This window comes from Brucella sp. MAB-22 (assembly GCF_025908475.1).
GTDB lineage: Bacteria > Pseudomonadota > Alphaproteobacteria > Rhizobiales > Rhizobiaceae > Brucella > Brucella anthropi.
Genome location: NZ_CP109781.1, coordinates 1,490,811 through 1,514,773 on the forward strand (window position 1 = coordinate 1,490,811; position 23,963 = coordinate 1,514,773).

A 23,963-nucleotide genomic window follows, 5' to 3' on the forward strand; every position below is an offset into this window, starting at 1 on the left:
TGTATTCCATTTTGGGATACCAAAACGGTATGCATGAATGCGCCTGTTGATGAGGCTTGTCAATTGCAGCGCTGCCTTAGAGAGCGTTTTGTTCTGATTGTATCAGATCAAAACGCTCTCTAAGCCCTTTTATTTGAAGCATAATCTTATCGATCCTCGTTTCACTCCGGTCGGATTATGCTCTAAAATGGAGAATGGTCGCCAATGTCACAGATGAGGCAGGTTGAGACGCAGCTTCGCGACATGATCCTCGGTCTGGAACTGGGGCCGGGCGAACGTTTGACCGAGCGCTGGATCGAGGCGCAGTTTGAAGCCTCACGCACGCCGATCCGGGCAGCGCTTCTGCGGCTGGAGGCGGAAGGCCTGATCTGTCGTGAAGGGCGCGGCTGGACGGTCTCGCCAATCAATCTCAGCGAAATTGAACAAATCGGTGTCTATCGTGAAGCGCTGGAAATTGCCGCGTTAAAGCTCACCTGCGCGCTTGAAGATCGCAGTGGTGTGGAGCCGATTCTAGCGATGCTGGACAGCTGTGATGCGGACACATCGCGCGAGGAATGGCACCGGATCGGCATGGATTTTCATATCGAACTGGCGCGCCTGTCCGGCAACGAGTTTCTCAGCCGTGGCGTGCGCGATGCTATGCAGCGCCTCTCACGGGCGCGCTGGCTGGAAGTGCGCGACGAGGCGGCGCTCGCTCGCGCATGGGCCGAACACCGCTCCATTCTCGATGCGGTGCGCGAAGGAAATACCGATAAGGCGACGGCGTTGATGAGTGCGCATCTGGACGGAAGCCGCAGCCGTCTCGTCAGCAATCTGCACGAGGACCGGCGCGGCCTCAAGGCGCGGGGCTTTGCCGTCATCAGTGCGTGACGCAATCATTACCATTCGGGCAGCTTATGGCCGTCTCGCGAATAGTATTGTGCGCGCCCATCACCGATGCCGATATCCCGCAAGAGATATTCCGGCGAATGTTCGGTAACGACGATATGAGTACGTTTGCGCGAAAACAGGCGGGAGAACAGCGCGCTCCAGCCGCTTTCCGATCCGTGGCTGACCGTGGGCGCTGTGGCGGTTGTGCAGGCAGAATCGACGTTTTTCATGATCTCACCTATCGAATGAAGCGGCTGTGGGAGGCAGCTGCTCGTTAAACTCTGCCTATAGGTATGCGCCTGAAAACCTTTGTTTTCCAATCGAACCTCGATTAGTATGCATAAGGAGGACTTATGCATCATGACGACAGCGCTTCCCCCTTTATCGGCCATTCGCGTTTTTGAATCCGCCGCCCGCCATGCAAGTTTTACCCGCGCTGCGGAGGAGCTGGGCATGACACAGGCTGCGGTCAGCTATCAGATAAAGATATTGGAGGAGCGTGTCGGCGCGCCCCTGTTTCTGCGTATGCCGCGACAGGTGGAACTGACCGAACTTGGCAGGCAGCTTGCTCCCGCGATCACGGAAGCGTTCGAGACGATGCGCAATGCCTTTGCCAGCCTGCGGGAAGATGCGGAAGGTACGCTGTCGATCAGCGTTCTCGCCACTTTTGCCGCCAACTGGCTGGCGCATCGGCTCGGCTCGTTCCAGATGCGGCATCCGTCACTCGCGGTCCGGCTCGATACGTCCGACAGCATGATCGATTTTGCGACGACCAATGTGGACATCGCGATCAGAAGTGGCTTCGGCAAATGGCCGGGGCTGGAGGCGCATCAGCTCATCAAGGCGAGTTTCACGCCCATGCTGAGCCCGGCCTTGGCGGCCACTATAGGCGGGGTGAAAGAACCTGCGGACCTTCTGCGGCTCAAGATCATCGATGTGAGCGATCCGTGGTGGAATATCTGGTTCAAGGCGGCGGGGATCGAAAACCCGCAAATGCAAGGCAATACGCAGAGCCGGCTCGGAGCGCAGCATATCGAAGGTCGGGCGACAGTCGCAGGGCAGGGGGTGGGCATTCTCACGCCTGCTTTCCACCAGATCGAAATCGCTACCGGCCAGCTTATCCAGCCGTTCGATATTCTTGGCGATGATGGGCGATCTTATTGGCTCGTCTATCCCAAATCCCGTCGCAATACGCCAAAGGTGCGCGCATTCAGGGAATGGATATTGAGCGAGCTCGACTGTGGATAGATGGCTGCCAAGACAGGCTCAATCTTTCGACACGGCGAGGAAAACCGCGTGCTGGGCGTCATAGGCACGCTTGAAGGCAGGGCGGGCTTCGCCGCGCGCCACATAGGCTGCAAGGTTCGGATAGTCGTTCAATATGCCTGAACTCTTCAGCCTCCGCAGCACGGTCACCATCAGAAGATCACCGGCACTGAACGCACCCTCCAGCCAGTCATTGTTGACAAGACAGGCGGAAAGGGCATCCAGTCTTTTGCGGATACGCGCTTCCACGATGGGGATGCGCTGCTCGTACCAGCTTTCCTTGCGCTCTACGAAACCGGCAACTTCCCTTTCGAGGATCACTGGCTCGATGGTGTTATGCGCGGCGAACATCCATGTGATGGCGCGTGCCCGACCATTGGCGTCATCCGGCAGAAGGCCGGGGTTCTGCTCCGCAATATGAAGCACGATCGCGCCGGATTCGAACAGGGCCAGATCACCCTCTTCATAGGTGGGTATCTGCCCGAAAGGTTGCAGATCGAGATGGGGGTGGGCTTTCAGCGCCTCAAACGAGACGAGGCGGACATCATAGTCCTGCCCGGTCTCTTCAAGCGCCCATCGAACGGGCATGTCACGCGCCATCCCTCGGCCGCGATCAGGCGAATTTTCAAATGCGGTGATGACGGGACGTTTCGGACTGTTGCTGTTGGTGGACGCGTTTTTCATGATGGTTCCTCCTCACTACAGCACAGGCTGTTCGCAAGGTGTGTTGCAAACCGTGCGCCGGTTCAGTGGCAGCCTGCTGCCGCTTGCTCTGAGCGGTTCCCGATATGATCGGAAAAATCTCCTCTATTAAATAATACCGACTGGTTGGTATGTTGTCAATGTGAAGAGACAGGAAGATGGGACAAGGGGGCGGAGCGAGGGTAGAAGGAGGAAACCGGGAGATGGGCGTTGGAAAGGTGGGAGCAGGTGAAAGGAAACGGGGAAAGGAGGAGCGGATTGGTGCTGTTTGGATTTAAACAGATCACGGAAAAGCAGCCTATCTTGTAGCGTTCTCATGCATCAATTTCTCCATAACGTGGCGATTAGTTCCGTCGATTGGTTTCGTGGGAGGCAGTTTGTTCCATCGCATAAGAACCAAAATGTCGGGCATTCAAATTTTTTTCTGCCGAATGTCACATACGGCATTGCTGTCTCGTCATGTCTATCGAACCCCTTGAACCGAAAGGAACAATACCATGACCCCTCTGCTCAACCCGTTCGATGTTGCCCCTGCCACGATGAAATCCTGGTTGAACGCTTCGATGACCATCGCATCCAGTCTGGAAGCGAGCCTGATCGAGCTTGTCAAAATCCGCTCCTCGCAGATTAACGCCTGCGCCAATTGCATCAATATGCATACGCTTGAAGCACGTTCTCTTGGCGAGACCGAACAACGCATCTATTTGTTGTCCGCATGGCGCGAAGCACCGTGCTACTCTGAGCGCGAACGTGCGGCTCTGGGATGGGTCGATGCGCTGACCCGTTTGTCACAAGGTCACGATCTGGAAGACGCCCGCACTGCCATGCAGGCACAGTTCACTGAGGAGGAGCAAGTGAACCTTACGCTGATGATCAACATCATCAATGGATGGAACCGCATGGCGGTTGGCTTCGGCCTCTGGTTCGAGCCGGAAGCCAAGAAGCCGGCAGTAAAGGCAGCCGTCTGATGGCTGACACATCCTTGCAAGGCGATGCAGCTGACAGCTTCGATCCGCTGCGCCCGAAACTGATCCGCGTTGCCTATCGCATGTTGGGTTCGGTCGCCGATGCCGAGGATATGGTGCAGGAGGCGTTCATCCGATGGATGAACGCAGATCGCAGCGAAGTGCGCGAGCCGGAGGCCTTTCTGCGTCGCACCGTTACCCGCCTGTGCCTCGATTTTCTGAAATCCGGTCGCAACCAGCGCGAAACCTATTTCGGGCCGTGGATTCCCGATCCGGTTGTCGAAGAGGAAGCGGATGACGACGTCACCCTTCCGCTCATGCTGGCGCTGGAGCGTCTTTCGCCATTGGAACGCGCCGCGTTCCTGCTGCATGATGTCTTCGGACTGGATTTCGACGAGATAGCCAGGACAATCCAGCGCGATGCCGCTGCCTGCCGCCAGCTTGCTGCACGGGCGCGCAAGCATGTGCGCGAGGAGCGTCCGCGTTTTCAGGTTGACAAGCAGCGCGGGCTCGAACTGGCGCAGGCCTTCTTCAATGCATCGCGCAGCGGCGACATGAATGCGCTTGGTGCGATGCTGGCAGCAGATGTCAACCTTCAGGCCGATGGTGGCGGCAAGCGCCCGGCTTTCCCGAAGCCTGTTTTCGGCTTCGAAGAGGTGATGAAGACTCACGAGAAACTGGCGGGTTATTTCCGTGGCAACCAGTCCACGCTTTTGCGTACGGTCTTCATCAATGGTTTGCCCGGCATCATCACGCGTGAAGCCGATGGGGAAATCCAGACGACAGCTCTCGATATAGAAGACGGCAAGATTGTCGGTATCTATGTGGTGCGCAACCCAGACAAGCTAAAGCATCTGCACTGAGCAATACTGGGGCCCGCTTTCGGGCGACATGCTTATTTGCTTTCAAACATGTCTTTGTCCCGAAACCGGTTTTCACTTTCGGGAGACATGTTTATTTGCTTTCAAGCATGTCTCCAAAAACCGGTTCCCACTTTTTGGAGACATGCTTTACCCGATCAGGTAGCGGCAAGCGCCCGCCGCACCGATGCCGATCAGCACGGTTGGCAGCATGGAAAAGCGCGTCGCAGCGAAGATCGTGATTGCAAGCGCGATCAGGTCGGCAGGCTTGTCGGACACGAAATCGGGCGCGATGACCGAAATCAGAACACAGCCGGGTGCTGCTTCCATCACCGCCGTCGCACGTTTGCTGAGTGTGCGGTTGCGCAGCAGCACATAGCCGCCGATCCGTGTGAGATAGGTGACACTTGCCATCAGAACGATGGTCAGAACGGCCAATGGATCGATCATTCTTCACCTGCCAGCAGATAGGCTGCAACGAGACCGGACAAGGCACCGGCGGCGACATACCAGGCGCCGGGAATGGTGAGATAGGTCAGCGCGGCCACCACAAGGCTGACCAGCCACGGGCGCGCGGCCGCAAAACCTTTCCACATGCCCGCCAGCAGAACCAGAAACACTGCCGGAAATGCCATGTCGAAACCATAGGGGCGCAGGTCTCCCATCATCGGCCCGAAGGCGGCACCCAGCGTGGTGAATAGAACCCATGCGAGATAGAAAGGAATGGCCACGCCGGCATAGAAGGTGAGGCTCAGTGCCGGATTGACGCCTTTCGACTGGCGACGTTTCGCATCGGCAAGTCCGAGCGCCCAGCTTTCATCGCACATCAGAAACAGGCTCGCAAAAGCCTTGCGCTTGGGCAGATGGCGGATGAAGGGGGCCAGAGCTGCGCCCATCAGCAGATGGCGGCTGTTGACCAGAAAGGTGATCGCAACAATCAGCAGGACATGCGGCGGCGAGGTCCAGAGCTGGATGGCTGCGAATTCCGATCCGCCTGCAAAGTTCAGTCCGGTCATCAGGGGGACTTCGATGACGCTGAGGCCTTTTTGTGCGGCCTGCGCGCCCAGAACCAGCGCATAGGGAATAATGCCAAGCAGAACCGGCAGACCGGCTGCGGCCCCGCGACGGAATTCCGAGCCGCGCCCGGATCTGCTTTTTTGAGGCACATAGGCCTGTGAAATATCCATAAAATTCCCGTTGACCAACCGGTAACTGGTTGCCCCTTGCTCAGTCTCTTGCGTGTTTGCTTAAGAAGTTTCGCGACTATAACCAATCTCTTGAGCAATTTGGTTGCGAATTATGCCCTTATGCATCAATATTTGGCAGATAATGCCAGTAAGGTCAGCATAAATGGAATCGAACGCCAATGAAGCTGGATGATATCGATAAACGGATTCTGCGCGTGTTGCAGCGCGATGGCCGCATCGCCAATAACGATCTCGCACGCGAGGTCGGCCTTTCGCCGTCACCATGCCTGCGGCGGGTGAAGCTTCTGGAAGAGGCGGGCGTGATAGACCGTTATGTCGCCGTGCTGAACCCGGCCAAGGTTGGCAAAGGGCTGACTTTCTTCACGCGCATCCGGCTCGACCAGCAGGATGAGGAAACGCTTCAGACTTTCGCCAAGGAAATCCTGAAGCTGCCGCAGGTGCTCGAATGCTATTTCATGCTCGGCGATTATGATGCGATGATCCGCGTGGTGGCGGCGGATATCGAGGATTACCGCCGCTTCCAGTCGGAATATCTGAGCCGGATCAAGGGCGTTCAGAATCTGAAGACCGACGTACCGAGCCAGACGGTCAAGCAGACTTCCGAAATGCCGCTCTAACCTGTCTTGCGGGCGGCGATGCCGGGCAGCAGCGCCAGACTAAGCAGGGCGACGGCGGATAGAATTGCACCGGCAAGGAAGGTGGCGGAGGAGCCATAGCTTTCCCACAGCCAACCGGCGCCGATGTTGCCGACAAGCATGACAAGACCCGTTATCACGTTGAACATGCCAAAGGCCGTACCCTTGAGGTGGCCTGGTGCCGTGTCGGCGATGAGCGTTGCGAGAATGCCCTGCGAAAAACCCATATGCAGGCCCCAAAGAACGATGCCGGCAAGGAACGGATAGATCGTGGTCGATTGGGCAATCACAAGATCGGCGACGATCAGGAAGCCGAGACTGGCGGCAAGCAGGCCCTTGCGCCCCAACCTGTCCGAGAGCGCGCCAACCGGATAGGCTGTCAGCCCATAGACGGCATGCATGACAACCATGGTGATCGGGACCCATGCGGCTGCAAACCCGGCTTCCTGCGCCTTGAGGAGCAGGAATGCTTCGCTAAAACGAGCCATGGTAAGGATCGATGCGACTGCAATCACGATCCATACGGTCGCGTTCAGCTTGCCCGCATCGGCAAATCGTGGAAATCCCTTGGAGCGAGCAAGGGGGCGTTTAGGGGGCGTTTCCGGTTCACGAATGCCGAAAATCAGAAGCGCGACCGCAATGAAAGCCGGAATGGCTGCAATCCAGAAAATGGTGATGATGTTGCCGCCGGTTACGAGCATCAGCCCTATGGCAATGAGCGGACCGACGAAGCCGCCGACCGTGTCGAGCGACTTGCGCAGCCCGAAGGCTGCGCCGCGTATTTCCGGCGGTGTCACATCAGCAATCAAGGCATCGCGCGGCGTGCCGCGTATGCCCTTGCCAACACGGTCTATCGCCTTGGCCATTACGATACCGCCCGCTGTCGTTGCCAGCGGGAAGATAAGCTTGGAAATGGCGGCCAGCCCATAGCCTGCGACGGCAAGCGGTTTCCTTCGGCCTGTCCAGTCGGAGATGACGCCCGAGAAAAGCTTGGTCACCGTTGCGATGGCGACTGACAGCCCTTCGATGAATCCGACCATCATGGCCGAAGCGCCGAGACCGGCCACCAGATAGAGTGGCAGCAGCGTCTGTACCATTTCCGAAGAGATATCCATCAGCAGGCTGACGAAACCAAGAATCCATACCGTTGACGGTATGGATGCGGTTTTCTGAGTGGATGCCATGTTGAAAACCCGAATCTGCCGAAGGAATTATCAAGCTGTTAGCACAGTGCGAAAAAAGATGAGTAATAAACTCCTATTATTTCGGATAGGCGTCGGCCATATTCAGCAGTTTAGCTGTATTCTCGTTGAGTATTGGTTGCATGTCGTCAAGCGAGCTGTGTCGACGGGATTGATGATCCAGTTCTTCGTTGATGCGGTCGGCAAGTGCGAAGAAATGTTTGCGTACCTTCGGAGCATAAGGATTGGCGCGCTCGATGGCCTGAAACACTTCCGGCGCATCGTGGCGGACCATGCCAACCGCCTGCATCATAAGGTCAAAGCTCTTTGTCGTCATGCGGGTTGGTAACGGCTCCATCTGCACCAGAACCTTGGCGATCAGATGCGTCAGACCCTGAACCATTGCGGCTTCGCGGTCGTGGTCTTCTGGTGTCGTGACGATGACGTCGAGGGCAAGATGCTTTTTCAGGAAGGCTGCAACGCGACGAAATTTTATACCGCGCACGGGGCAGACGGCGATTTTCAGACCGGCAATGCCGTCACGCGCGCTCTGCGGACCGAAGAGCGGATGTGTGGCGACAATATCGACATGCATGGGCAGGCCGCGCTGCATGATATCGGCGGGCCCGACCTTGACTGAACCGACGTCGAGAACAAGCGCACTGGGGTGCAGATGCGGCGCGATCATCGCCACCACGCGGTCGAGCGTCGCGACCGGCGTTGCGAGGATGACGATATTGCACCGGGCGACCTGTTCCATGGAAGTCAGCGTGACACCATGTATCCGCTCCGTCTGTTCAAGGTCTGCGACGGGATCGTAGGCATACAACTGGAAATACGGGTTCAGGTGACGGGCGATAAGCTGCCCGAATGCACCAAAGCCGATAATGCCAATTTTTATATGCTGATTATTGTCGCAAGACATAGACTGACCTCTTTAGGGCCGCATGGCCAGAGGCGCTGTCCTTGAAACTCAACCGCTGGCAATGCAGCGGTTGAACTATGACAAAGCAAACCCGCCGCTATATGAGCGGGGCGTAATAAGGCCGGGTGCTGATGAGTGCTTTGTTCATGCCGCCTTGCTATTCCTGCTTTTGGTAGATGTCAACACACCGTCTATTTCATATAGGCGCGAACCACGTCGACGAGTTCGCCTGCACCTTCGTCGCGTTCCTTTTGCGGAAGGGCGCCATCGGCAACATGCATCAGGATGTGGTCTTCGATCACTTCCGCCATCAGCCCGTTGACCGCACCACGGACGCCTGCAATCACCTGCATGACTTCGGCGCAGCCCTTCTCTTCCTCAAGCATCCGTTCCACGCCTTCAAGCTGGCCACGAATGCGACGCACGCGATTGATGAGCTTCTGCTTTTCACGGATAGTGTGGGTCATGGGAACTTCGGTCCTTCATGGCAATGTTGCGATTTTCAGGCAGCGCGCGCTTCCACCTCCACCGTCACATGCGACAAATCATGGATCGCCGCAAGCTTGTTTCGATAGTAGGACGGTGCCTTCGGCTGCTCCGCGACGATCGACACAATGGCACCGTGATGGCCCGGCCCGAGTTGCCAGACATGCAGGTCGGCGATCTCTCCGCCCTCGCGGCTGATGATCTCCGCGATCTCGTCCGGCAGGTCTTCGTCTTCGGGCAGATAGTCCAAAAGGGTCGAGCCGGTGTCTTTGATCAGCCCCCATGACCAGTGTGCGACCACCGCAGCGCCGACAATGCCCATTGCCGGGTCGAGCCAGAGCCAGCCATAAAGGCTGCCCAGCAGGAGCGCTGCGATGGCAAGTACCGATGTCAGCGCATCGGCGAGCACGTGCATATAGGCTGCGCGCAAGTTCTGGTCATGGCCACCCGCGTGATCGTGGTCATGGTCATGGTCATGGCCATGGTGATGGCCATGATGGTGCGAATGATCGTCCCTCAGAAGCCAGGCGCAGACGAGGTTGACGATCAGTCAGATGATTGCGACGAGAATAGCCTCGTGAAAATTGATGTTTACCGGGGAACTGAAGCGCCAGAAGCTTTCCCATCCGATCAGGAGGGCGATCAGTGCGAGAACGATGGCGCTGGCAAAGCCAGCGAGATCGCCGAGTTTGCCTGTGCCGAACGTGAACCGCGAATTATGTGCGTGCTTGCGCGCATAGAGATAGGCAAGGGCCGCGATCAGCATTGCCGCTGCATGGGTGGACATGTGCCAGCCATCGGCAGTGAGCGCCATGGAGCCATAAAGGCTTCCGGCTGTGATCTCGATTATCATCATCGCTGTCGTGATGGCGATCACGATCCAGGTTCGCTTTTCATTGCGCCGGTGGTTTTCTCCCAGAAAGACATGGTCGTGTCTGGAACTCAGCTGATGCCCGGAATGGTGGGAGTGATGATGTGCGCTCATGAAAACAGCCTCTCTATTAGAATAGGGGGGTATACTATTTTCTGGAGCGCTACAAATCACACTTTCAGGAGCCGACTTAACTTCGATCAGCAGGGGCAACCGCTGGCAACGCCTTTCAACGGCAGAAAAACTCACCTTTCGATGTAGGGCTTACGCCTATTCGAGGAGGCTTTAGACCTGATTGCCGGAATCTTTTCGAGGTCGGGATCAGTTAAGATCAGACTTGTTAACTTGGGGCAAAGCACTGAAGCGCCGCTGATCCGGGCAACACGGAACGACGCTTCAGATTTTGAAGCTGTGCATCGTGCTTTGCTAGAAATCCACGCTGATTTTCAGGCCGGTGCCGTAACGAGAAGAGCGGAGGGATTCATGTCTTCAGAAAAGAACGGGCATTCGCCGCGAAGTCGTGCGCGACGACATTTTCTGGGTCTCACAGCAGCCACTGCCGCCAAGGTTGTGGCACTGGGTGCTCTGGCTTCAACAATGTCATCACGCCCGTCGCAAGCCCTGGGCACGAAATGGTGGCATGGTGGTCATGGTGGCGGAGGAGGCTCCGGATCGCACTGCCTTTTGAAAGGCACACTTATCGAAACGCCCACCGGCCCGGTGGCGGTGGAGACATTATCCGTTGGCGATCTTGTGACTACGGCTTGCGGTGAAACGCGTCCGGTCAAGTGGGTCGGATGGCAGAGCTGCAGAAAAGGCGGCACGCAATGGAATGAGAGCGTGATGCCGATCCGTGTCAAACGTTATGCCATCGACAGCAAAACCCCGCAGCGCGACCTTTACCTTTCGCCCAACCATGCGCTGCTTATCGACGGCGTTCTGATCCGCGCGAAGGATCTGGTCAACGGCCAGAGCATAGCGCGCGTGTCGATGGATACGACAATCGACTATTACAACATCGTTCTCGACAGTCATGATGCCGTGCTGGCGGAAGGGGCAGCCGTCGAAACCTATCTGATGCGCGGCGACAGCTACAAGGGCTTCACCAACTTTGCCGAGTATCAGGAACTATATCCGGACGAAGCCAATATCATCATGCGGCCCTATGCGCCGCTTATGGGCTACGAAGGTGCCCGCCAGCACATGCATGCATTGTTGTGCATGAGCGGCATTCTTCCGCTGCGCGACGTGGTTGAGGAAACCTATCAGCGTCTGGCAGCAAAGACGAGTGAAAGCGTAGCGTAGAATAATGAATAGTACCGGGCGGTGGTAAGAAAGGCGGGGCGCTGATTGTGGTGCCCCGCCTTTCTCGTGAACCGAGTTTAGCCAGCTTCTGCCGTGCGCAGGAAGGATTTCCGTTCCATTTCACTGCCGTTGATCTGGCCTCTCAGTTGCAAGAGGTCTTTTCGGCTGACCAGTCCGCAGAGTTTTCCGTCGCGTGTCACAATCGGGATACGTCCACAATCAGTCGCGATCATCATGTCGGTGATGAACGCCACGCTGTCGTCCTGATGGCCGACAGGTGTGGAGGTGTCGGAAACGGCATCTGCAAGCGTCTGGCTGGACAAATCCGTCTTCCGCTGCCATTCCAGCGCATCAGCGCGCGTCACCATGCCGATCAGTATCCGGTCGTTATCGATGACCGGATAAAGTCGATGCCGTGCCGCTTCCGAGGCAAAAAAGGCAGAGGCTTCCTGCACGGTCATGCTTCCCGGTAGCGTGTCCACATTCGTCACCATGACTTCATGCACACGGGCGAACTCGAACGGGCTTACGCCATATTCGCGCGTGATGTGCTGTCCGCGCCGCGCAATTTTCTCGGTCAGGATTGAACGCTTGAGCAGAAGAACCGTGACCGCATAGGCGGTTACCGTCGCCACGAACACCGGAACGATCTGGCCGAAATCGCCAGTGACTTCAACTGCAAAGAACGTGCCGGTCAGCGGTGCGCGCATCGTGCCGCCCATCATGGCGGCCATTCCGAGCAGCGCCCAGAAGCCGGGTTCGCCGCCTGGCAGGATCAAGCCGAGCAGCCAGCCCATCGCGCCGCCGAAAATCAGAAGCGGGGCCAAAACACCGCCGGACGTGCCCGATGCCAGAGCGCAGAGCCAGATCGCGCTTTTGACAAGCAGGACCATCAGCACTGTGGTAGCCAGAAATTTATCATTGAGGAAACCGTCGATGAGATCATAGCCGACACCAAGCGCGCGCGGCTCGATCAGACCGCCAATGCCGATGGCGATGCCGCCGATTGCCGGCCACCACATCCAGTGAATGGGCAGTCGCTCGAATGCATCTTCCAGCTTGTAGAGAAGGGTCGTGAGCAAGCCGGATTGCAGGCCGGCGACAATGCCGATCAGGGCACATGCGACTATTCCCCACCAGGGCAATGCCAGATGAAAATGGGTCTGGAACAGCGGACCTGTTTCGAAAAACAAGGGTCGGTTTGTGTGAGCGACTGCTGCTGCAGCTGCCACAGGAATGAAGCTGCGGGGCTTCCACTCGAAGAGCAGCAATTCGACGCCCAGCATCACGGCGGCAATGGGCGTACCGAAAATGGCGGTCATGCCTGCGGCGGCACCGGCTACGAGCAAGGTCTTCCGCTCGGCTGAACTCATCTGAAACAATTGCGCAAAAAGCGATCCGATAGCTCCGCCCGTCATGATGATCGGACCTTCGGCGCCAAAAGGGCCGCCTGTACCGATCGAGATCGCCGATGAAAGTGGCTTCAGTATCGCCACTTTGAGCGACATGCGACTGCCGCCGATCAGGATGGCTTCGATTGCTTCCGGAATACCGTGCCCGCGAATTTTCTCGGAGCCGTAACGTGCCATCAGCCCGATTGCCAGACCGCCCAATATGGGGATGAGCACGATCCAGAAGGACGGCGAAAGGTGCGCCAGTGTTGCCGGGTCAATGCTGATGCGGCCAAACCAGACCAGATTGGTGACCAGGGCGATCAGGCTTACAAGCACCCATGCGGCAGCGGTGCTGGCGGCACCGATGACGATCGCCATCGCGATCAGGAGCAGCATTCGCCTGTCGGCGGTAAAATCGCCCGCGACGCGGCGCGCGACGCCGCCGGTGAAATCGTGCGGTCTTCGAAACTCGTTTTGCCGGGCCATAGCAAACTCCTGTCTTTCTCGGCGGATACGCTAGCTTGGGGGAGAGCGTCTTGGAGCGCGTATCGATCTGGTTGAATCAGACCGGCGCGTCTCGATGTTTGTTTTGACGCGCATCTTGTCCGAAAACCGCTTCACACTTTTCGGGATGCACCTAAACGGCTGGTTAAATATATCGTAATACGATATAAATCAATTGCCATCTTTGTGTTTGGGCAAGGGGCTTGCTATTGGGGAGGGGATTGCTGCAAAGCGCCTTCGGAAAAGCCGAACGGGCGTGTTTATATCGAGGTCAGGGAAGAAGCCTGTTGTGAAACAAACTCCGGATGCTTTGACACAAGCCGACTATCAGGCGCTTGCGGAACTTCGCTATCGTTTGCGCCGGTTCATGAGTTTCAGTGCAACGGCTGCGGAAGCGGAAGGGCTTCCGGCGCAACAGCATCAGGCGCTGCTTGCGATCAAGGCCCATGCCGCTGATGCACCGTTGACGGTTGGCAACCTTGCGGAATGGCTTGTCATTGCTCCGCATACGGCAACGGAGTTGGTCGGCAGGCTGGCGGATGCCGATCTGGTGATGCGGATGGTCGATCCTTCGGACCGCCGGCGTCATACATTGGCGCTCACCGACAAGGCCGAGCAGGTTCTTGAGCGGCTCAGCGCCGCGCACCTTGCCGAGATACGCGAGCTGGCCCCCAATCTGATCGGTGTGTTGACCAAGCTGGAGCGTGCAGCGAACAAGCCGAAGTAACGGCTTAGAGCGCGTATCGATCTTATTCAATCAGATCAATACGCGCATCTTGTTCCGAAAACCGTTTCACACTTTTCGGGATGCGCTCTAAATCCTGTCCATCAGAGCATACCACGACAGGGCAAGGAACAGCAGCGGTGAGCGGAAAGTACGGCCGCCGGGGAAGGCGGGAATGCGCAGTTCTTCGAACAGTTTCAACCGGTCGCGATTGCCAGCAACGGTTTCGGCATAGAGCTTGCCCATATAGTTTGCCAGCATGACGCCATGACCGGAATAGCCACCTGCGGAAATGACACCGGGCATCACTTCGCGCACGAAGGGCTGGCGCGGCATGGTAATGCCGACCGAGCCACCCCATGCATGGGTGATTTCGACCTTGTCCAGCGCCGGATAAATCTCGGCTATCTGGCGGCGGATGTGGGTGCTGATATCGCGCGGATTGTCAGCAGTGTAGGCTTCACGCCCGCCGAACAGCAGCCTTCCGTCCTTTGAACGACGGAAATAACGCACCACGAAGCGGGAATCGTCGATGGATTCACCGCCCGGAATAATGGGGCTGTCGTCGCCAAGCGGCACTGTTGCGCCGATGAATGAGCGGATCGGCATGACATGCGATGCGCTGACCGGTTCCAGCAGACCGCCATAAGCATTGACAGCGATGAAGGCATTTCGCGCCGATATGGTTCCGCGATTGGTTTCGACTTCGACCCGCCCGCTTGCGGTGCTGATTTTAGTGGCTCTGGTGTCTTCAAACAGCTTTGCGCCCGCCGCATGGGCGGCTTTTGCAGTTCCGACAAGCAGTTTCAGCGGATGAATATGGCCGGTGCCTGCGTCGTAGACGCCGCCAAAATAGCGCTCTGAACCGAGCAGACTCGCTGTTTCAGCGCGGTCGAGCAGACGCAGGTGCTGATAGTTGAAGCGGCTCGCCATCAACTCCACATGGCGCTCATATGACTTGAGATAGCGCGGCTTGTGCACGACCGAAATCTGGCCGGGCACATATTCCATATCGATCCTGTGTTCGTCGGCAAAGGCAAGGAGATAGGCCTTGGCCTCTTCCGCCACGTCGAACAGAGCCTTGGCACGCTCAAAGCCATATTCGGCTTCAAGGTCTTCGGCCCATGTGCGCTGGCCGGTGCCGAACTGGCCACCATTGCGCCCCGACGCCCCATCGCCGAACCGCGCTCCGTCGATGAGTGTGACGTCCACGCCCTGTCTCGCCAGATGGTAGGCAGCCGAAAGCCCTGTATATCCGCCACCAATGACAACGACATCGGCCTGCCGCGAGCCATCCATTTCAGGATATTGCGGCCGATCAGGGACACTCGCTTCGTACCAGGAAATGCCGGGCGAGATTGGGCTTTGGTAGGGCATGTGGAACCGGTCAGACGTTGAGCAGCAGGAACTCGCGTTCCCACGGGCTGATGACTTCCATGAAGGTTTCGAACTCGGCACGCTTGATGGCGGCATAGGTCGTGACGAAGGAACTGCCGAACAGATTGCGCAGCTCCGTGTCTTCCTCAAACAGCTCCACCGCGTCGATCAGGCCGCGGGGCAGTTCGATTTCCTTGGTGTTGACGCTGGTGGTCGCAGGCTGTTCAGCTTCAATCTTGTTCACGAGGCCGATCAGGCCGCAGGCAAGTGAAGCCGCCAGCGCGAGATAGGGGTTGGCATCGGAGGAGGGGATGCGGTTTTCCACGCGGCGCCCATTGGGGTCGGAGCGTGGGACGCGGAAAGCGGTGGTACGATTGTCGTAGCCCCATTTGACGTTGACGGGTGCGGAAGCATCCGGCGTCAGGCGGCGATAGGAATTCACATAGGGCGCGAACATGACAAGCGCATTCGGCACATGACGCTGCATGCCGCCGATAAAATGGCGGAAAGCCTCGCTTTCGCTGCCATCCTCATTGGTGAAAATGTTGCGTCCGGTCTTCTTGTCCACGATGGACTGGTGGATATGCATTGCCGATCCGGGCTGGCCCTGAATGGGTTTGGCCATGAAGGTGGCATACATGTCGTGCTTGAGCGCCGCCTCGCGGATGGTGCGCTTGAACATGAATACCTGATCGGCGAGCTCTACCGGGTCGCCATGGCGCAGGTTGATCTCAAGCTGGCCAGCGCCTTCTTCGTGGATCAGCGTGTCGATCTCCAGCCCCTGGCCTTCGGAGAAATGATAGATGTCATCGATCAGTTCGTCGAACTCGTTCACGCCTGCAATCGAATAGCCCTGTCCGCCGCCAATGGCGCGACCCGAGCGACCGACAGGTGGCGTCAGCGGATAGTCGGGGTCGGGGTTCTTGCGGACCAGATAGAACTCGATTTCTGGGGCAACGACCGGTTTCAGGCCGCGCTTGCTGTAGGCGGCAACGACATTGCGCAGCACGTTGCGCGGAGTGAATTCCACCCCGCGTCCGTCCTGATAGACAAGATCGCAGATAACCTGCGCGGTCGGATCGGATTCCCACGGCACAGCCGAAAGGGTCGAGAGGTCCGGCACCAGCTTGAGGTCGCCGTCATCCTCCGGGTAATGAAAGCCGTAGCCGTCTTCCGGATAGTCGCCGGAAATCGTCGTCATGAAGACGGCCGAAGGCAATGCCAGCGAGGTATTGGAAGTGAACTTCTTCGACGGCATCATCTTGCCGCGGGCAACCCCCGCCTGATCGGGGGTGATGCATTCGATGTCTTCGATATCACGCCAGGCAAGCCATTCGGTTGCCTGCTTCCAGTTCTTCACACCGCGAAGAGATTTGACATAGGCAGGCGTACGGCGACGCGGGGCGCGCGTAACCTTCTTTTCCGTCGTATCAGCAGACATCAATCACCAGAAAATGATTTCGATAGTGGCATGATAGCTGCGACCGGCCTCAATGACAAATGGGTCCGGCAAGCTTTTGTGTGCGCCATCGCAGAAAGCGCACACAAAAGAAAATCGATGCGTCAGAGACCGAAATGGCCCTTGAGAGCGGGTACGTTTGCCACCAGCTGGTCGACCAGCTGCGGGTCATGGTCGCGCACATAATTGATCACCTGCCCGCCTGCTTCGGTGATCTGGTCGCTGGAGAGGCCGCTGGAACGAAGCGTGGCAGCGGCTTTGAGAAGCGCACTCATCTTTTCGCCGGCCACATTATCCATCAGTCCCGACAGCGCACCCATAATGCCGCCCGTGCCTGTTGCAAGTACATCGTGGGCGCTGGCGAGCTGCTGGGCATCCGGCAGGAGTGCGAAGATCTTGTTGCCGATTTCCGGTGCGCTGTGCTGCAGAACGGAAAACACCGAGCCAGTCAGCTTTTCTGCAAGCTGCGGATCGATGTTGATCTTGGTGGCGATACTATCAATGAGAGACTGAACAGACATGAAAATTCCAAATTCCTTGCCCCCGCAAGGGGCGGTTCAAACCGCAGTCGGCGAGCAAACCCTATGGCTTCCACGACCAACCATTTACAAGTGACCCGCAGGCTTGTGCGCCGGATCGGGGTGCAGGGACCACCAATGGTGCACCGGCGTCAATGCATGAGGCGCGGCTTTGTTGGAGTTCGGTGAATTTTCGGTCAAGATTCAGTTTGTGGAATATTGAAGTGGCTTTTCAGTGCCGGGACGAAAGCAAAGAGCTTTCGCACAAGTTCGCGATCTTTTTGCCTGATATGACGGATGACTGTCAGGAATGCCTGATTGGCCTGATCCATGCTCATGCCGGTGGATTTCAATGCCGCCAGACCGCAGACCAAAGCGCCTATTCGCTCGCCCGCAAAATTTCCGGCCACATTCGAAACTGTTCCGAGGATGCCATCTGCATGATAATTTTCAGGGTTGAGCACATCATTGGCGCGTGCCAGTGCGGGCGCTCCGGGAATCAGGTTGAATATTTGCGGCGCGACAATCGGAGCCTCGTGCTGGATGATGGAGAGCAATATACCAACTGTTTGCTCGGCGGTTCCAGGGTCTATATTGGCGTTTGAGGCAATATTGTCTATCAAGGATTGGATTGACATTTCTCACCCATGAAAATTGATAAAATAATATTTGTCAGAACAATTTTATGAGAAGTAATACTGTTATTTAGAATAATATAATTTTGTATTCTCTTATACGGTAAGAAAATACAGGGTGCTTCTGGTCGTGTGTTGCAAGAAGGCGTATAGGCTGCATTTGCTCATCTTCGTCGGACCCACTTGAAATGATCGTTCGCCCGCGCCCCCCTTTGTGGAAGCTCTTCTTCATACTCAAGGGCTCCATCATCCTGCGTATCCTGCCGCAGATTTTTGCGGTTTTCCTTCTGTCGGTGCTGGTTGTGTGGGCGCATCGCGCGTTTCCCGGCTGGGTGCCAGCCGTCAACAACGGGACGGCTTTGGCGCTGCTCGGCATTGCGCTTTCGATCTTTCTCGGCTTCCGCAACAACGCCTGTTATGACCGCTGGTGGGAGGCTCGCAAAATCTGGGGCAAGCTCGTCTATACGACGCGCGGTCTGGGGCGTCAGACGCTGTTGCTGGAGAATGTGCCGGGACTGGAAGGCGGACGGGAAAAGCTGCTCCGTTATGCGATTGCGTTTTCGCAGGCCATGGTCAGCCATCTTCGGCCAGAGGAAACCGGTGGCTCAAACAAATACGACAAATGGTTGTCTGCGGAAGAGCGGAAAGCGTTGGCGGAAAGCCGCAACAAGCCTGATTTCATCCTGCGGCGGCTTGGTGCTGCTCTGGCGGATATGCGTGGGAAAGACGCTCTGCATCCGGTCGATTTCCAGACGCTTGACAGTTCAGTGTCCGCATTGGCAGAGGTTCAGGCGGCCTGCGAGCGGTTGCGGTTCACGCCGGTTCCCTTCGGCTATACGCTGCTTCTGCATCGCACGGCCTATCTGTTCTGTTTCTTCATACCGTTCGGCTTTGCCGATATGCTTGGTTGGGGAACGCCATTTGCGACGACACTGGTGGCCTATACTTTCTTTGGGCTGGATGCGCTGGGCGACGAGCTGGAGGAGCCGTTCGGAACATTGCCCAACGATCTGCCCATCGGGGCCATCGCCGATACAATCGAAATCAATCTGCGGGAAGCATTGGGCGAGGAAAACCTGCCCGACCTTCCTCAACCAGTCGATTATCTTCTTATGTAAAAAAAGCCCCGACTGGCAGGGCCAGCCGGGGAGGTCAGTTGAGGAAATCCGACCATAAAGCGAGTGACAGATCAACCCTGTTTCATCGAATTTTACGGGCAACTGCCAGTTTGGACATTGTGTCGCTGCCAAAAGAGAAGTGTGTGAGCATGGCAGCGAGCATGAGAGCGAGGACCGTCATCATTTGTCATGGGTGACGATGACTGGGATCAGTAGATCACCCCAGTTGCCGTCGCCGTTCCCGTGCTGCCGAAGGCACACAAAATGAAGGAACATGGCGGCGACGGCGATTGTCGAAAGCATCATCATTTGTCGTGGGTGACGATGACTGGGATCAATAGATCACCCCAGTTGCCGTCGCCGTTCCCGTGCTGCCGAAGGCACACAAAATGAAGGAACATGGCGGCGACGGCGATAGTCGGGAGCATCATCATTTGTCGTGGGTGACAATGACTGGGATCAGTAGGTCACCCCAGTTGCCGTCGCCACCATGATGCCGGGCCGAGCGGACCAACTCCACGGAAACGCCTGCCTCGACCGCCTTCATGACGGTGTAGTTGAGGCGATGCAGATCGTTGGCGAGCATACGGATAACGGTCTGCTGATCCGTGGTCATGCTTGAAGATTGTTCTTCTGCTCTTTCCTTGACGCGTGCTGGCGAATTCATGGAACTATTCCTCCTGTTTGTCGCCGGGCTGTTATTCAGCAGCCGGTCTGAACTGTGCTGTTTCGGTCGATTCCTTCATGGCGGTGGTCGAAGACTGGCCGCCGGTGATTGCGAGTGACACGGCATCGAAATAGCCGGTGCCGACTTCACGCTGATGCTTGGTCGCGGTGTAGCCGTTGGCTTCGGCTGCAAATTCCGCCTGTTGCAGTTCGGAATAGGCTGCCATTTGCCGGTCCTTGTAACCGCGTGCCAGTTCGAACATGCCGAAGTTGAGCTGGTGGAAACCGGCCAGCGTGATGAACTGGAACTTGTAGCCCATCGCGCCCAGCTCACGCTGGAACTTGGCAATCGTGGCGTCGTCGAGGTTCTTCTTCCAGTTGAACGACGGCGAGCAGTTATAAGCGAGCTTCTTGCCCGGATGCGCCTTGTGCACGGCTTCCGCAAAGCGGCGGGCCTGTTCGAGATCAGGCTTGGATGTTTCCATCCAGATCAGATCGCAATAAGGCGCATAGGCAATCGCACGGGCGATACATGGCTCAATGCCGTTCTTCACCTGATAGAAGCCTTCCGCCGTGCGGCCCGCATCGTAATCGACGAAGGGCTGGTCGCGCTCATCGATATCCGAGGTCAGAAGCTTGGCGGCTTCCGCATCCGTGCGGGCGATAACCAGCGTTGCCGTTCCCATCACGTCAGCAGCCAGACGCGCCGCGTTAAGGTTGCGGATGTGCGCTGCCGTCGGGATCAGAACCTTGCCGCCAAGATGGCCGCACTTCTTTTCCGAGGCAAGCTGGTCCTCGTAGTGAACGCCTGCTGCACCCGCCTCGATGAAGGCTTTCATGATCTCGAAAGCGTTCAGCGGACCACCGAAGCCTGCTTCAGCGTCGGCAACGATGGGGGCAAACCAGGTATCGACCGAAAGTCCCTTGCCTTCGGCGGTTTCGATCTGGTCGGCACGCTGCAACGTCTTGTTGATGCGCTTGGCCAGTTCCGGGGCGGCATTCGCCGGATAGAGTGACTGGTCCGGATACATGGCCGAAGCCGTGTTCGCATCCGCTGCAACCTGCCAGCCGGAGAGGTAGATTGCCTTCAGTCCGGCGCGAACCATCTGCATGGCCTGATTGCCGGAAAGCGCGCCCAGCGCATTGACGAAATCTTCCTCATGGATCAGCTTCCAGAGGCGGTTGGCGCCCATCTCGGCCAGCGAATACTTGATCTCCACCGAACCACGCAGCCTTTTTACATCTTCGGCCGTATGCGCACGCTGGATGCCGTCGAAGCGACCCTTTGGTGCCGAAGGAATAAGGCTGTAAAAATCTGTCATTTCGGTGTCTCCTCACACTTTGGACTGGTTCTGGAAGAGCAATTTGTATGCGCTCTTTCTGTGACCAGATTTACAATCGAGATTGTTAGTGCGCCAGAAAAACCAATAAAAAGAGCTTATAATTGAGGTAATGCTGTCGGAGTTTTGACTGGATGGCACTGTAAATTTGTAAATCTTGTCAAAGTTGAATTTTACAGCTATTTTGTCATGAATTGTAAAACTGCCGTTATGGGTCGGGAGGATCAGGTGAGCGAACGCAAGATATTTGCCGGCCCACGCATCAGGCGCATCCGCAACGAGCGGGGCTTGACCCAGACGGCGATGGCCGAGGCGCTCGGTATTTCGCCGTCTTACCTGAACCTGATCGAGCGCAACCAGCGGCCCTTGACGGTGCAGCTCCTGTTGAAGCTCGCCAGTGTTTACAAGCTCGACCTCGACAGTCTTCAGGCCGAAAGCGGCTCCACGATCACGGGGCTGAAGGAAGTGTTTTCCGATCCACTTCTGACCGGTGAACTGCCGGGCGATCAGGAGCTGGTCGAAATCGGCGAGGCCGCGCCCAATGCTGCCGTCGGCATCATGAAACTTTACCGTGCCTATCGCGAGCAGCAGCAACGCTTGTCTGATCTGTCGCAATTACTGTCGCATGAGGGAAGCGGGGCTGAGCTTTCCGCGACGCGCCTGCCGCTCGATGAAGTGCGCGATGTGATGGCGCGGCGGGCCAACCATTATCCGCGTATCGAGGAAGAGGCGGAGAGCTTTTACACCCTGCTTAAGCCGGACGGGGATTTACCCAGCGCCTTGAAGGACTGGCTACGCCGCGAGCATGGCATCACGGTTCGCACGCTGCCGGTCGCCACCATGCCGAACTGGCGCAGGCGTTATGACCGGCATTCGCAGCGGCTGTTTGTTTCGGAGCGTCTGTCGCCCTTCGATCAGCTGCAAGAGATCGCCATGGAGGCGGTGCTGATCCGTATGCAGGTTGTGATCGGCGCGGAGACGGAAGGGCTGAAACTGTCATCAGGCGAAGCGAAGCGCATCGCGCGGTTCGAACTGGCGCGCTATGCGGCGCAGGCCCTGATGATGCCTTATCGCCAGTTTCGCGATGCAGCTGTGCGGGCCCGTTATGATGTCGATGTGCTACGCACGCGTTTCGGGGTTTCATTCCAGCAGGCGGCAAACCGGCTGACCACCTTGCAGCGACAGGGGGCAAGTGCGCTGCCCTTTTTCGTGATGGAAATCGATCATGCAGGCAATCGACTGCGCGTTGCAGGAGCGGAAGGTTTTCCGACCCGCTTCGGCGGTCAATGCCCAAAGCTGCCGGTCTATGCGGCTTTCGCTCAGGCAGGGCAGGTGCTGGTGGAACCGGCGGAACTGCCGGACGGCTCGGCTTTCCTGACAATTGCCCGCACGCTGGAGGGGCCGCAGGGCGCATTCAGCGAGCGTCCACGCAGGACAGCGCTGTTGCTTGGTTGTGTGCTGGAAGCGGGTGCCGACACGGTCTATGGCGCGTCGCTTTCAAAGGCTGGCAATACGGAGATCGGTCCGGCCTGTCGTCTGTGCGAAAGGCAAGGTTGCATCACCCGCGCCGAGCCACCGCTGACGCGCCCGCTCGGGCTGGACGAGATGGTGGCGGGGATATCGGCCTTCGACTTCCAATAGTAAGCTGGTGTTTGTCAGGCATAACCGAAATCTCATTGCCCCACGGATGGGGGCGGATGGGGCCTGCGATGCAATTTTTATGTTCGTCCTGTCACGACCCTGTTGACGAATGCTGTGCAATCTAAAAAAGTGCAATAAAGAAACAGTATATCCACCTTGAACCTGCACCGGAATTTATCGTGCAGATTGGAGCAAACGATGGGGATCAAATCCTTCCTTCTGGCAACGACCGTCGTGACGGGCTTTGTAGCGGCTGCCACATTTTCCGCGAGCGCGCAGGAGCGGGTGGTCAATATCTATAACTGGTCGGATTATATCGACGACTCCATTCTCAAGGATTTCACCAAGGAAACCGGGATCAAGGTCGTCTACGACGTTTACGACTCCAACGAAATTCTGGAGACCAAGCTTCTGGCCGGTGGCAGCGGCTACGATCTCGTGGTGCCATCGGGCGAATTCCTTGGCCGTCAGATTCCGGCAGGCGTGTTCCTGAAACTCGACAAGGACAAGCTGCCGAACCTCAAGAACATGTGGGATGAAATCTCCAACCGCGCGGCAACCTACGATCCGGGCAACGAATATTCCGTCAACTACATGTGGGGCACGACCGGCATTGGCTACAACAAGGCCAAGATCAAGGAAGCGCTCGGCACCGACACAATCGACTCCTGGGACGTGCTTTTCGACCCGGAAAAGTCTGCGAAGCTTAAAGGTTGCGGCATCTATCTTCTTGATTCGGCCAGCGAAATGCTGCGCCCGGCTTTGAATTATCTGGGTCTCGACCCGAATTCGCCGTCGCCGGACGATCTGCAGAAGGCTCAGGATCTTTATCTGAAGATCCGCCCGAATATCCGCAAGTTCCACTCGTCTGAATATATCAATGCGCTGGCCAATGGCGATATCTGCATGGCCATCGGCTATTCGGGCGATATCTTCCAGGCACGTGATCGCGCTGAAAAAGCAAAGCAGGGCGTCGAGATCGGCTATTCGATCCCGAAGGAAGGCGCGCTGATCTGGTTCGACCAGATGGCGATCCCGGCAGACGCCAAGCATGTGCCGGAAGCGCTTGAATTCATGAACTACATGATGCGTCCGGAAGTGGCTGCCAAGGCTTCGAACTACGTGTTCTATGCCAATGGCAACAAGGCCTCGCAGGAGTTCATCGACAAGGAAATTCTTGACGATCCGGAAATCTATCCGACCGAAGACGTCATGAAGAAGCTGTTCGTGCCCACGCCTTATGACACCAAGACCCAGCGCGTGGTCACCCGCGCCTGGACCAAGATCGTCACCGGCCAGTAAGAGCCGAAATA

At 57.1% G+C, this 23,963-nt stretch carries 24 protein-coding genes and 1 pseudogene; 10 read left to right on the plus strand and 15 right to left on the minus strand.

Annotation, left to right across the window (positions count from 1 at the left end; all coding sequences use genetic code 11):
- The first annotated feature begins 204 nt into the window (after positions 1-204).
- The gene (locus tag OHI65_RS06740) at positions 205-870 is read left to right on the plus strand and encodes a GntR family transcriptional regulator (RefSeq protein ID WP_125300958.1); all 666 of its coding nucleotides are present in this window, start codon (positions 205-207) and stop codon (positions 868-870) included.
- 8 nt (positions 871-878) lie between these two features.
- Here OHI65_RS06740 and OHI65_RS06745 read toward each other — a convergent pair whose 3' ends face one another.
- Positions 879-1,100, minus strand: coding sequence for a hypothetical protein (locus tag OHI65_RS06745; protein ID WP_125300957.1), 222 nt, complete (start codon positions 1,098-1,100; stop codon positions 879-881).
- A 130-nt stretch (positions 1,101-1,230) separates the two neighbouring features.
- On the opposite strand from OHI65_RS06745, the gene gcvA reads away from it, so the two are divergent.
- The gene (gene gcvA / locus OHI65_RS06750; RefSeq protein WP_010659137.1) at positions 1,231-2,118 is read left to right on the plus strand and encodes a transcriptional regulator GcvA; all 888 of its coding nucleotides are present in this window, start codon (positions 1,231-1,233) and stop codon (positions 2,116-2,118) included.
- An 18-nt stretch (positions 2,119-2,136) separates the two neighbouring features.
- On the opposite strand, the gene OHI65_RS06755 is transcribed toward gcvA, so the two are convergent.
- Positions 2,137-2,820, minus strand: a complete 684-nt coding sequence (locus OHI65_RS06755) for a glutathione S-transferase family protein (protein ID WP_125300956.1) — start codon at positions 2,818-2,820, stop codon at positions 2,137-2,139.
- 515 nt (positions 2,821-3,335) lie between these two features.
- Between OHI65_RS06755 and OHI65_RS06760 the strand changes: the two genes are divergently transcribed.
- Both OHI65_RS06760 and OHI65_RS06765 read left to right on the plus strand, forming a co-directional pair.
- On the plus strand, positions 3,336-3,806 hold the full coding sequence (locus OHI65_RS06760) for a carboxymuconolactone decarboxylase family protein (RefSeq protein WP_010659135.1): 471 nt from the start codon (positions 3,336-3,338) through the stop codon (positions 3,804-3,806).
- The gene (locus tag OHI65_RS06765) at positions 3,806-4,666 is read left to right on the plus strand and encodes a sigma-70 family RNA polymerase sigma factor (protein ID WP_094515608.1); all 861 of its coding nucleotides are present in this window, start codon (positions 3,806-3,808) and stop codon (positions 4,664-4,666) included. The genes OHI65_RS06760 and OHI65_RS06765 overlap by 1 nt, the downstream gene beginning before the upstream one ends.
- A 147-nt stretch (positions 4,667-4,813) precedes the next feature.
- Here the strand turns inward: OHI65_RS06765 and OHI65_RS06770 are convergent, their stop codons facing one another.
- Positions 4,814-5,113, minus strand: a complete 300-nt coding sequence (locus OHI65_RS06770; protein WP_010659133.1) for an AzlD family protein — start codon at positions 5,111-5,113, stop codon at positions 4,814-4,816.
- Positions 5,110-5,850 carry an AzlC family ABC transporter permease gene (locus tag OHI65_RS06775; RefSeq protein ID WP_010659132.1) on the minus strand — a complete coding sequence of 247 codons (741 nt, stop codon included), beginning with the start codon at positions 5,848-5,850 and terminating at the stop codon, positions 5,110-5,112. The genes OHI65_RS06770 and OHI65_RS06775 overlap by 4 nt, the downstream gene beginning before the upstream one ends.
- 179 nt (positions 5,851-6,029) lie before the next feature.
- On the opposite strand from OHI65_RS06775, the gene OHI65_RS06780 reads away from it, so the two are divergent.
- Entirely contained in the window at positions 6,030-6,488 is a 459-nt protein-coding gene (locus OHI65_RS06780) for an Lrp/AsnC family transcriptional regulator (RefSeq protein ID WP_010659131.1), read from the plus strand.
- On the opposite strand, the gene OHI65_RS06785 is transcribed toward OHI65_RS06780, so the two are convergent.
- The 4 genes and pseudogenes from OHI65_RS06785 to dmeF all read right to left on the minus strand — a co-directional run bounded on the left by OHI65_RS06785 (position 6,485) and on the right by dmeF (position 10,083).
- Entirely contained in the window at positions 6,485-7,690 is a 1,206-nt protein-coding gene (locus OHI65_RS06785) for an MFS transporter (RefSeq protein WP_012093291.1), read from the minus strand. The two genes, OHI65_RS06780 and OHI65_RS06785, sit on opposite strands and share 4 nt — an antisense overlap.
- Positions 7,691-7,766: 76 nt before the next feature.
- Entirely contained in the window at positions 7,767-8,612 is an 846-nt protein-coding gene (locus tag OHI65_RS06790; RefSeq protein WP_125301217.1) for a prephenate dehydrogenase/arogenate dehydrogenase family protein, read from the minus strand.
- A gap of 191 nt (positions 8,613-8,803) precedes the next feature.
- Positions 8,804-9,079, minus strand: a complete 276-nt coding sequence (locus tag OHI65_RS06795; protein WP_012093288.1) for a metal/formaldehyde-sensitive transcriptional repressor — start codon at positions 9,077-9,079, stop codon at positions 8,804-8,806.
- A 35-nt stretch (positions 9,080-9,114) separates the two neighbouring features.
- Positions 9,115-10,083: pseudogene (gene dmeF, locus OHI65_RS06800) on the minus strand (CDF family Co(II)/Ni(II) efflux transporter DmeF).
- 369 nt (positions 10,084-10,452) lie between these two features.
- On the opposite strand from dmeF, the gene OHI65_RS06805 reads away from it, so the two are divergent.
- Positions 10,453-11,274, plus strand: coding sequence for a Hint domain-containing protein (locus OHI65_RS06805; RefSeq protein WP_012093285.1), 822 nt, complete (start codon positions 10,453-10,455; stop codon positions 11,272-11,274).
- A 77-nt stretch (positions 11,275-11,351) separates the two neighbouring features.
- Here the strand turns inward: OHI65_RS06805 and OHI65_RS06810 are convergent, their stop codons facing one another.
- Positions 11,352-13,154: a chloride channel protein gene (locus tag OHI65_RS06810; protein WP_125301213.1), complete on the minus strand. Its 1,803-nt coding sequence runs from the start codon at positions 13,152-13,154 to the stop codon at positions 11,352-11,354.
- Between the two features lie 385 nt (positions 13,155-13,539).
- Between OHI65_RS06810 and OHI65_RS06815 the strand changes: the two genes are divergently transcribed.
- Entirely contained in the window at positions 13,540-13,899 is a 360-nt protein-coding gene (locus OHI65_RS06815; RefSeq protein WP_235824328.1) for a MarR family winged helix-turn-helix transcriptional regulator, read from the plus strand.
- Positions 13,900-13,986: 87 nt separating this feature from the next.
- Here OHI65_RS06815 and OHI65_RS06820 read toward each other — a convergent pair whose 3' ends face one another.
- The 4 genes from OHI65_RS06820 to OHI65_RS06835 form a co-directional block, all read right to left on the minus strand.
- The gene (locus tag OHI65_RS06820; protein WP_012093282.1) at positions 13,987-15,273 is read right to left on the minus strand and encodes an NAD(P)/FAD-dependent oxidoreductase; all 1,287 of its coding nucleotides are present in this window, start codon (positions 15,271-15,273) and stop codon (positions 13,987-13,989) included.
- A 10-nt stretch (positions 15,274-15,283) separates the two neighbouring features.
- Positions 15,284-16,714 (minus strand): glutamine synthetase family protein, encoded by a 1,431-nt coding sequence (locus tag OHI65_RS06825; RefSeq protein WP_010659122.1) that lies wholly within the window; start codon positions 16,712-16,714, stop codon positions 15,284-15,286.
- 122 nt (positions 16,715-16,836) lie between these two features.
- Positions 16,837-17,253 carry a DUF2267 domain-containing protein gene (locus OHI65_RS06830; RefSeq protein ID WP_125301211.1) on the minus strand — a complete coding sequence of 139 codons (417 nt, stop codon included), beginning with the start codon at positions 17,251-17,253 and terminating at the stop codon, positions 16,837-16,839.
- A gap of 194 nt (positions 17,254-17,447) precedes the next feature.
- Positions 17,448-17,888, minus strand: coding sequence for a hypothetical protein (locus OHI65_RS06835; RefSeq protein WP_029376001.1), 441 nt, complete (start codon positions 17,886-17,888; stop codon positions 17,448-17,450).
- Positions 17,889-18,073: 185 nt separating this feature from the next.
- On the opposite strand from OHI65_RS06835, the gene OHI65_RS06840 reads away from it, so the two are divergent.
- Positions 18,074-19,003 carry a bestrophin family protein gene (locus OHI65_RS06840; RefSeq protein ID WP_114048038.1) on the plus strand — a complete coding sequence of 310 codons (930 nt, stop codon included), beginning with the start codon at positions 18,074-18,076 and terminating at the stop codon, positions 19,001-19,003.
- A 430-nt stretch (positions 19,004-19,433) separates the two neighbouring features.
- On the opposite strand, the gene OHI65_RS06845 is transcribed toward OHI65_RS06840, so the two are convergent.
- Positions 19,434-19,670 carry a hypothetical protein gene (locus tag OHI65_RS06845; RefSeq protein ID WP_010659117.1) on the minus strand — a complete coding sequence of 79 codons (237 nt, stop codon included), beginning with the start codon at positions 19,668-19,670 and terminating at the stop codon, positions 19,434-19,436.
- A 31-nt stretch (positions 19,671-19,701) separates the two neighbouring features.
- Complete coding sequence (aceA, locus tag OHI65_RS06850) at positions 19,702-20,991, minus strand: isocitrate lyase (protein WP_010659116.1); 1,290 nt, start codon at positions 20,989-20,991, stop codon at positions 19,702-19,704.
- A gap of 246 nt (positions 20,992-21,237) precedes the next feature.
- Here aceA and OHI65_RS06855 point away from each other — a divergent pair, with 246 nt between their 5' ends.
- Entirely contained in the window at positions 21,238-22,650 is a 1,413-nt protein-coding gene (locus tag OHI65_RS06855; protein WP_125301209.1) for a helix-turn-helix domain-containing protein, read from the plus strand.
- 198 nt (positions 22,651-22,848) lie between these two features.
- Positions 22,849-23,952 carry a polyamine ABC transporter substrate-binding protein gene (locus OHI65_RS06860; protein ID WP_010659114.1) on the plus strand — a complete coding sequence of 368 codons (1,104 nt, stop codon included), beginning with the start codon at positions 22,849-22,851 and terminating at the stop codon, positions 23,950-23,952.
- Positions 23,953-23,963: the final 11 nt, after the last annotated feature.

What these genes read in the sequence shown, in the direction of transcription:
- OHI65_RS06765 (WP_094515608.1), top strand. Translation starts at nt 3,806, where the DNA reads ATGGCTGACACATCCTTGCAAGGCGATGCAGCTGACAGCTTCGATCCG.
- OHI65_RS06810 (WP_125301213.1), bottom strand. Translation starts at nt 13,154, where the DNA reads ATGGCCCGGCAAAACGAGTTTCGAAGACCGCACGATTTCACCGGCGGC.
- OHI65_RS06795 (WP_012093288.1), bottom strand. Translation starts at nt 9,079, where the DNA reads ATGACCCACACTATCCGTGAAAAGCAGAAGCTCATCAATCGCGTGCGT.
- OHI65_RS06785 (WP_012093291.1), bottom strand. Translation starts at nt 7,690, where the DNA reads ATGGCATCCACTCAGAAAACCGCATCCATACCGTCAACGGTATGGATT.
- OHI65_RS06805 (WP_012093285.1), top strand. Translation starts at nt 10,453, where the DNA reads ATGTCTTCAGAAAAGAACGGGCATTCGCCGCGAAGTCGTGCGCGACGA.
- OHI65_RS06790 (WP_125301217.1), bottom strand. Translation starts at nt 8,612, where the DNA reads ATGTCTTGCGACAATAATCAGCATATAAAAATTGGCATTATCGGCTTT.
- OHI65_RS06740 (WP_125300958.1), top strand. Translation starts at nt 205, where the DNA reads ATGTCACAGATGAGGCAGGTTGAGACGCAGCTTCGCGACATGATCCTC.
- OHI65_RS06820 (WP_012093282.1), bottom strand. Translation starts at nt 15,273, where the DNA reads ATGCCCTACCAAAGCCCAATCTCGCCCGGCATTTCCTGGTACGAAGCG.
- OHI65_RS06840 (WP_114048038.1), top strand. Translation starts at nt 18,074, where the DNA reads ATGATCGTTCGCCCGCGCCCCCCTTTGTGGAAGCTCTTCTTCATACTC.
- OHI65_RS06825 (WP_010659122.1), bottom strand. Translation starts at nt 16,714, where the DNA reads ATGTCTGCTGATACGACGGAAAAGAAGGTTACGCGCGCCCCGCGTCGC.
- gcvA (WP_010659137.1), top strand. Translation starts at nt 1,231, where the DNA reads ATGACGACAGCGCTTCCCCCTTTATCGGCCATTCGCGTTTTTGAATCC.
- OHI65_RS06860 (WP_010659114.1), top strand. Translation starts at nt 22,849, where the DNA reads ATGGGGATCAAATCCTTCCTTCTGGCAACGACCGTCGTGACGGGCTTT.
- OHI65_RS06760 (WP_010659135.1), top strand. Translation starts at nt 3,336, where the DNA reads ATGACCCCTCTGCTCAACCCGTTCGATGTTGCCCCTGCCACGATGAAA.
- OHI65_RS06745 (WP_125300957.1), bottom strand. Translation starts at nt 1,100, where the DNA reads ATGAAAAACGTCGATTCTGCCTGCACAACCGCCACAGCGCCCACGGTC.
- OHI65_RS06815 (WP_235824328.1), top strand. Translation starts at nt 13,540, where the DNA reads ATGAGTTTCAGTGCAACGGCTGCGGAAGCGGAAGGGCTTCCGGCGCAA.
- OHI65_RS06775 (WP_010659132.1), bottom strand. Translation starts at nt 5,850, where the DNA reads ATGGATATTTCACAGGCCTATGTGCCTCAAAAAAGCAGATCCGGGCGC.
- OHI65_RS06755 (WP_125300956.1), bottom strand. Translation starts at nt 2,820, where the DNA reads ATGAAAAACGCGTCCACCAACAGCAACAGTCCGAAACGTCCCGTCATC.
- OHI65_RS06770 (WP_010659133.1), bottom strand. Translation starts at nt 5,113, where the DNA reads ATGATCGATCCATTGGCCGTTCTGACCATCGTTCTGATGGCAAGTGTC.
- aceA (WP_010659116.1), bottom strand. Translation starts at nt 20,991, where the DNA reads ATGACAGATTTTTACAGCCTTATTCCTTCGGCACCAAAGGGTCGCTTC.
- OHI65_RS06830 (WP_125301211.1), bottom strand. Translation starts at nt 17,253, where the DNA reads ATGTCTGTTCAGTCTCTCATTGATAGTATCGCCACCAAGATCAACATC.
- OHI65_RS06780 (WP_010659131.1), top strand. Translation starts at nt 6,030, where the DNA reads ATGAAGCTGGATGATATCGATAAACGGATTCTGCGCGTGTTGCAGCGC.
- OHI65_RS06835 (WP_029376001.1), bottom strand. Translation starts at nt 17,888, where the DNA reads ATGTCAATCCAATCCTTGATAGACAATATTGCCTCAAACGCCAATATA.
- OHI65_RS06845 (WP_010659117.1), bottom strand. Translation starts at nt 19,670, where the DNA reads ATGAATTCGCCAGCACGCGTCAAGGAAAGAGCAGAAGAACAATCTTCA.